The sequence below is a fragment of the Endozoicomonas atrinae genome, from assembly GCF_001647025.1.
Lineage (GTDB): Bacteria > Pseudomonadota > Gammaproteobacteria > Pseudomonadales > Endozoicomonadaceae > Endozoicomonas > Endozoicomonas atrinae.
Genome location: NZ_LUKQ02000276.1, coordinates 1 through 6,612 on the forward strand (window position 1 = coordinate 1; position 6,612 = coordinate 6,612).

Below are 6,612 nucleotides of genomic sequence, written 5' to 3' on the forward strand. Positions count from 1 at the left end.
TGAAAGGCCTGGGACCTTGCTATATCAAACTGGGTAACCGGGTCGTTTATCGAATCAGTGAAGTGGAAGCCTACGAGCGGTCACATACTCACATCGGTACCTCACAACCACTGCCAAGGCAGGGAGGCGACGCATGAGCCCTGAACTGAAGGCCATCACGAACATGCCCATGAGCGATCTGTCAGCCAAGTCGGGTGGCGAGTTGCTGAAGCTGGTGGATGAAGTGGAAGCTTTAATGGAACAGTCGCGGGTGCTGAGAGAGTGGCTGGAGTCAGCCATTGCCTGCAAATACGTCTACAAGGCTTCCAGCCTTCGTGCAGAGATGCAGCAGGAGTTCGGCTTTGTGCAGTTTGAGGATGGGGAGGTTAAAGTCACTTCTGAAATCCCCAAAGCCATCACCTGGGATCAAACCAAACTCAATGCCATCGCTCAGACCATTCGGGAGCAGGGTGAGGATCCGCAGTCGTTTATGGAGGTGGAGTACTCGGTTCTGGATGCCCGTTTTGATCAGTGGCCAGAAGTAATTCAGAACGCCTTTCGTCCAGCCCTGACCATTCGCCAGGGAACGCCAAGGTACCGGTTGGCTCCTAATCGCCGGGAGATGAAACCATGAGTTTACCCATTCTGACAGCGGAACAGCGAAGCCAGGAGCGTAAGGGGATCAAGTGTGTTTTGTTAGGTCGAAGTGGGGAAGGTAAGACCACACTACTGAAAACCCTCGATACGAATAGCACGATGTTCATGGATCTCGAAGCGGGAGACTTGGCGGTTCAGGATTGGGAGGGTGACACTATTCGTCCCTCTACCTGGACGGAGTTCCGAAACTTTGCTGTCTATCTTGGAGGTCCTAATCCCGCACTCAGGGATGATCAGGTTTACTCGAACGGTCACTATCAGGCGGTGTGCGAAAAGTACGGTGACCCCTCTGCCCTGGATAAATACGACACCTACTTTATCGACTCCATCACGGTGCTGGGGCGGCTCTGCTTTCAGTGGTGCAAAAGCCAGCCCCAGGCATTCTCGGAGAAAACCGGCAAGCCGGATACCCGGGGAGCTTATGGTTTGCATGGACAGGAGATGATTGCCGCACTGACTCATCTCCAGCATGCCCGGGGTAAAAATGTAGTGTTCGTGGCCATCCTGGAGGAGCGGGTGGATGACTTTAATCGGAAAATTTATCAGCCCCAGATTGAAGGCTCTAAAACCGGGCTGGAAATGCCCGGGATCGTTGATGAGGTCATCACTCTGGCGAGCTTGCCGGATGAAGAAGGTAACCTACGTCGAACCTTTGTCTGCCAGACACTTAACCCTTATGGCTACCCAGCCAAGGACCGCAGTGGTCGTCTCGACCTGTTTGAACCGCCCCATCTGGGCAGGCTGTTTCATAAAATCCGAACCGCTGAACGTCAGCCGGTCACCTTTGACGATCCAACTCTTAAGACGCCAACCGCTGAAACCCAAAAGGACGCATAACCATGTCTCAGAAAAAATCATGGAACGATTTCAACGATGCCGCTGAACAGAACCAGCACGACATCATCCCTTCAGGCACCTTGGTTAAAGTTCGTATGACCATCAAGCCGGGTGGTTTTGATAATCCCGATATGGGGTGGACCGGTGGCTACGCCACCCGGGGTGATACCGGAGCCATCTACCTCAACGGTGAGTTCACTGTGCTGGCAGGCGAGTATGCCAAACGCAAGGTCTGGTCATTGATCGGAATGTACAGCCCGAAAGGACCGGAGTGGGAAAACATGGGCCGCTCGTTTGTCCGCAGTATTTTGCAGTCAGCTCGCAATATCAAACCGGATGATAACAGCCCACCGGCGTACAAAGCCCGTCAGTTGATGTCTCTGTCGGAGCTCGATGGCATTGAGTTTGTGGCCAAGGTGAGTCTTGAAAAAGATCAGTATGACGAGCCGAAGAATGTCATCAAGCAGGCCATTACGCCGGAACATAAACAGTATGCCCAGTTAATGCATGGTATGGCAGCTGTAACACAATCCGGACAGAAACCGTCTCATCATGAATTGCAGTCCGAGTTGTATCGGGGGCCGGATCAAGCACCTCATCCGGCTGAAGGTTATGGCAGCCAGTGGGACTGATTTCTAACTGAAAGGAGTATCGCCCACCCGTTGGTGGGCTTCTTTTTACAGGGACGCTGAGCAATGAAGAACAGATGGCTCAATTTTAATACGGCTGCAGAGCAACAAGCCCCGGAGCTTTTACCGGCTGAGGATATTAAGCGACGTATTCAGGACCGGCTGGTGGATTACCTGACGGCGATGTTTCCGAACGGTAAGCGACGGGGGAACAAATATGTGATGGGCAATGTTAAGGGGGATAAAGGTAAAAGTCTGGAAGTCTCGTTGGACGGCAGTGAACCCGGGCTATGGCATGATTTTGAAAATGGTGAGGGTGGTGACATTGTCAGTCTGACTGCGGCCGTTCAGGGGCTTGATGCCCAGCGGGATTTCCCAGAGCTTGTCCGGTTTATGGCCGACTGGCTGGGGATGCCTGTCGTCAGTCCACCAGCCGTAACAAGCTATCAGGATGATTATGAGGATCTTGGACCACACACTGGTAAATGGGACTACCACGATCCTGAAGGCAATTTGATCGCTTGTGTCTATCGTTATGATACTCCGGACGGTAAAGAGTTCAGACCCTGGGATGTTAAAGCGCGAAAAACCAAGGCTCCCAATCCAAGGCCATTGTATAACCAGCCGGGCATCAAAAATTCCACAGATGTTTGGCTGGTGGAAGGAGAAAAAGCCGCGCAGGCTTTGATTGATAACGGCTTTTGTGCCACCACGGCCATGAATGGAGCGAAGGCACCGGTTGAGAAAACGGACTGGTCTCCCCTCAAAGACAAGCGAGTGGCGATTTGGCCGGATCATGATGAAGCCGGTTTTGCTTATGCTCAAAGTGCAGCCAGAGCCATTGTTGATATTGGCGCAGTCAGTGTTGTGATTCTCAAACCACCTGAAAGCCGTCCTGAGAAATGGGATGCTGCTGATGCCATTGCTGAAGGGTTTGATATCCAACAGTGGTTGGTAACTACACCTCGCAAAACCATTAAAGAGTCGGTGCCATTTTATAGACTGGGTGAACTATTGGACGATGACTCACCCATGCCTGAAGACTTGCTCAGTCCAAGAGTGCTGACACCCGGCGGTATGCTGGTGGTTGGTGGTGCTCCCAAGGTCGGTAAAAGTGATTTCCTTTTGAACCTTCTGGCTCATATGTCAGCAGGATTAACATTTTTGGATATGCGTCCAAGCCGACCGCTGAAGATTTTTTATCTGCAAGCTGAAGTGCAATATCACTATCTGCGAGAACGAGTAAAAAAGCTGCCGCTTGAACAGTATCAGCTGACCCGTGTCAGAGAGAACCTGGTAGTTACCGCAAGGTTGAATTTGATTCTGAATGAGAAAGGCATGCCCTTAATCCTGAGGGCAATTCGGGATGCCTTCCCTGAAGGGCCGGATGTGATCGTGATCGACCCGATTCGTAATGTCTTTGACCCGGGACCGGATGGCAGCAGTGAAAATGACAACAATGCGATGCTGTTTTTCCTGAAAGAACGAGTAGAGCAATTACGGGATATTGTGAACCCGGATGCAGGGCTGATATTAGTCCATCACACCCGGAAGATGAGTAAGCGACAGTTAGAAGAAGACCCGTTTCAGGCATTGTCAGGCGCGGGGAGCTTGAGGGGGTATTACACCTCGGGAATGCTGTTGTTCAGGCCAGAGGAACTTGAGCCTGAGAGGATGCTGTATTACGAACTCAGGAATGGCCCATCACCGAAAGCAAAGCGAGTGATCAAAGAGAAGGAACAGTGGTGTGAAGCCCCTCCAAACGGTGTACGAATTGCCGGGGAAGAGATGGGGCGCAAGCATGATGCTGAACGGATCCGAAAGCGTGAGGTCATCGTTAACCTGATCTACCAGGAGGCGATGCAGGGCAGGGTGTATACCTCTAATCAGTTTGCCCAAGCGTTTGAAAATCAGGCAGGGCTCGGTGCCAGCTCAACCATACGGGATCGAATCAATGTGCTCAGCACCAAGGGCTACATTAAGTTTTTTAATGATCACGAAGAGTACAACCTGCCGCCACCATTACGAAGCACCCAGGGATATCTCTGTGTGGAAAATATGGAATTAGGCAACGATGGTCATCCACTCTGCAGAGTGCCGCCAACCCATTATAAGTGTGCTCAAACGTCGGCAAGCTTACCGGTGGAAGACCCGGATCAGTGGATCTATTACGACCAACATTAGACCGTTTTGAGTTGCTGAGGAGTTGCCAGCGAGTTGCTGAAAATGGGGAGTTGCTGAGTTGCTAGATTTTTCCAGCAACTCAAAAAATAGAAATAAATCATGTGGTTAAGTGAATCACGAGTTGCTGGATTTAGAAAAGTCAGCAACTCAGTCCAGCAACTCATAAGTGTTTGAAATTCTTGATGTTTGGTGAGTTGCTGAGTTGCTGGATTCTTTTATATATAAATATATATACGGACGAGCCTCCTTGAGGTCGGCCTCGTCCGTATTAGAAATCGCAGGAGGCGATGCCATGTTGACCATTGACGAACTCAGGGATCGATATCGAGAGGCCTGGCTGGTGGCTCGTCGAGTACCCTCCGGAATTAACCTCGGACACGCGTCGTATTGGCCGGAGTTCAATCCCAACCGCTGGGAGGTGTATCACTCGGAAGATGCGAGGATAAAACCAGCTCCGCCGTCAGCGGATGCCGTGGACCGGATGGTGGAGTGCATGCGCTGGCTGCGTTGGCTCAGCGAAGAAGAACGGGAGTTGCTTTGGTTGCGGGCATCGGGCATGTCCTGGCGATCCATTGCGGAGGAAATGGGCCTGAATCGCAAGACGCCGTTTGCCCGTTGGTCCAGGGCTATGAGCAAAATTGGTATTCATTTGGCGAGAGGGCGTATACCGGAGTAACTGATAAAGGCTTAGCTTATCTGGCTCTTTCCAAAACGATCCAAAATACCGGTCGTTTCAGGGGTTGGACACTTTTCCAGGTTTTGACCAAAATAAACACTAAGCTCGAAGCAAACTACATCCAAGCCCCGCACCTCTCTCGGTCCGGGGTTTTTTCACGCCTGAATTTCACGGAAGAACCATGGCCAGAATCCTCGTCGAATCCATCGAACATCGCTCTGTTGCCAGTCTGGTGCCCTACGCCAATAACGCTCGTACTCACTCCGATGAGCAGGTGACCCAGATCGCTCGGTCCATCGAGGAGTTCGGGTTTGTGAATCCGGTGCTGGTGAGCAGCGATGATGTGATCGTCGCAGGTCATGGACGTTTGATGGCGGCAAGGCAGTTGGGGATGGAAACGGTGCCGGTGATCGTGCTGGGGCATCTGAGCGAGACGCAACGACGGGCGCTGGTGATTGCGGATAACCAGATTACGGCCAATTCCGGCTGGGATGAAGATCTCCTGAAACAGGAACTGGCCGAGCTGGATGCGCTGGATTTTGATCTGGACCTGATGGGGTTTTCCGATAATGAACTCGAAGGTTTGCTGCTGCTGGACGAACCAGAAGGGCAGACCGACGACGATGAGATTCCAGAGCCGGAAGATCATCCGGTCAGTCAGGCTGGTGACCTGTGGGTGTTGGGGGATCACCGGGTATTGTGCGGGAGTGCAACTGAACAGGCTGACGTTGAAACCCTGATGGCAGGCCAGCTGGCGGATATGGTGTTTACCGATCCTCCCTACAACGTCGACTATGCAAATCCTGAGAAAAACGGCAAAGCGAAAAAAGACCGCCGGATCAAAAACGACAACCTGGGCTCTGAGTTTTACACCTTCCTTCTGGCGGCTATGAGCAACCTGCTCGGTGTCTGCAAGGGCGCGATTTACATCTGCATGTCGTCGTCTGAACTGGACACCTTGCAGAAGTCTTTTCGGGAGGCCGGTGGTAAGTGGTCCACGTTTATCATCTGGGCCAAGAACACCTTCACCCTGGGACGTTCCGATTATCAGCGTCAATACGAACCGATTCTCTACGGCTGGAAGGAAGGCTCAGAGCACTTCTGGTGTGGAGCCCGAGACCAGGGCGATGTCTGGTATTTCAACAAGCCTGCCAGGAACGATCTGCACCCTACCATGAAGCCGGTGGAACTGGTGGAACGGGCCATTCGCAACTCCTCCAAAACCCGGGACATCGTACTGGATCTGTTCGGTGGCTCAGGCTCTACCCTGATCGCCTGTGATAAGTCCCACCGCAGTGCCCGGCTCATGGAACTGGACCCAAAATACGTTGATGTGATTGTGCGCCGTTGGGAGGAGTACGCTGGTAAGGAAGCCTATCTGGAATCAAATCAACTGACCTTTGAGCAAAACAGGGACGACCGCCATGGACGGCGGAAGTGCCTCCTTGCTAAGGAAGAAAAGGAGGCTCAGAGACATGGACGATCTCTCGCGGCGACTGGATCAGATTGATTCCAAGCTCGACAAGCTCAGCGATGCGGTGTCCAGGCTGGCCATGATCGAGGAACGAATCACCCATCAGACTACCAGCCTGACCCGTCAGGATGAACGTCTGGATGAGCAGGATAAACGCATTCGGCAGCTGGAGTTTC

The 6,612-nt window shown here is 52.2% G+C and carries 6 protein-coding genes; all 6 read left to right on the plus strand.

Features of this window, described 5'->3' with window-relative positions; all coding sequences use genetic code 11:
- Nucleotides 1–133 precede the first annotated feature (133 nt).
- The 6 genes from AK963_RS23890 to AK963_RS23915 all read left to right on the plus strand — a co-directional run bounded on the left by AK963_RS23890 (nt 134) and on the right by AK963_RS23915 (nt 6,472).
- Nucleotides 134–613 (plus strand): hypothetical protein, encoded by a 480-nt coding sequence (locus AK963_RS23890; RefSeq protein ID WP_066017905.1) that lies wholly within the window; start codon nt 134–136, stop codon nt 611–613.
- Complete coding sequence (locus tag AK963_RS23895; protein ID WP_066017906.1) at nt 610–1,473, plus strand: ATP-binding protein; 864 nt, start codon at nt 610–612, stop codon at nt 1,471–1,473. Before AK963_RS23890 ends, AK963_RS23895 begins: the two co-directional genes overlap by 4 nt.
- A gap of 2 nt (nt 1,474–1,475) precedes the next feature.
- Complete coding sequence (locus tag AK963_RS23900) at nt 1,476–2,105, plus strand: hypothetical protein (protein ID WP_066017907.1); 630 nt, start codon at nt 1,476–1,478, stop codon at nt 2,103–2,105.
- Between the two features lie 63 nt (nt 2,106–2,168).
- Nucleotides 2,169–4,286: an AAA family ATPase gene (locus AK963_RS23905; protein WP_083232866.1), complete on the plus strand. Its 2,118-nt coding sequence runs from the start codon at nt 2,169–2,171 to the stop codon at nt 4,284–4,286.
- Nucleotides 4,287–4,533: 247 nt separating this feature from the next.
- Nucleotides 4,534–4,962, plus strand: a complete 429-nt coding sequence (locus tag AK963_RS23910) for a DUF6362 family protein (RefSeq protein ID WP_139117621.1) — start codon at nt 4,534–4,536, stop codon at nt 4,960–4,962.
- 181 nt (nt 4,963–5,143) lie between these two features.
- Complete coding sequence (locus AK963_RS23915) at nt 5,144–6,472, plus strand: site-specific DNA-methyltransferase (RefSeq protein ID WP_083232867.1); 1,329 nt, start codon at nt 5,144–5,146, stop codon at nt 6,470–6,472.
- Nucleotides 6,473–6,612 lie beyond the last annotated feature (140 nt).

Excerpts from the sequence above, each read along its gene's own strand:
- AK963_RS23890 (WP_066017905.1), top strand. The coding sequence starts at position 134 with ATGAGCCCTGAACTGAAGGCCATCACGAACATGCCCATGAGCGATCTG.
- AK963_RS23895 (WP_066017906.1), top strand. The coding sequence starts at position 610 with ATGAGTTTACCCATTCTGACAGCGGAACAGCGAAGCCAGGAGCGTAAG.
- AK963_RS23900 (WP_066017907.1), top strand. The coding sequence starts at position 1,476 with ATGTCTCAGAAAAAATCATGGAACGATTTCAACGATGCCGCTGAACAG.
- AK963_RS23905 (WP_083232866.1), top strand. The coding sequence starts at position 2,169 with ATGAAGAACAGATGGCTCAATTTTAATACGGCTGCAGAGCAACAAGCC.
- AK963_RS23915 (WP_083232867.1), top strand. The coding sequence starts at position 5,144 with ATGGCCAGAATCCTCGTCGAATCCATCGAACATCGCTCTGTTGCCAGT.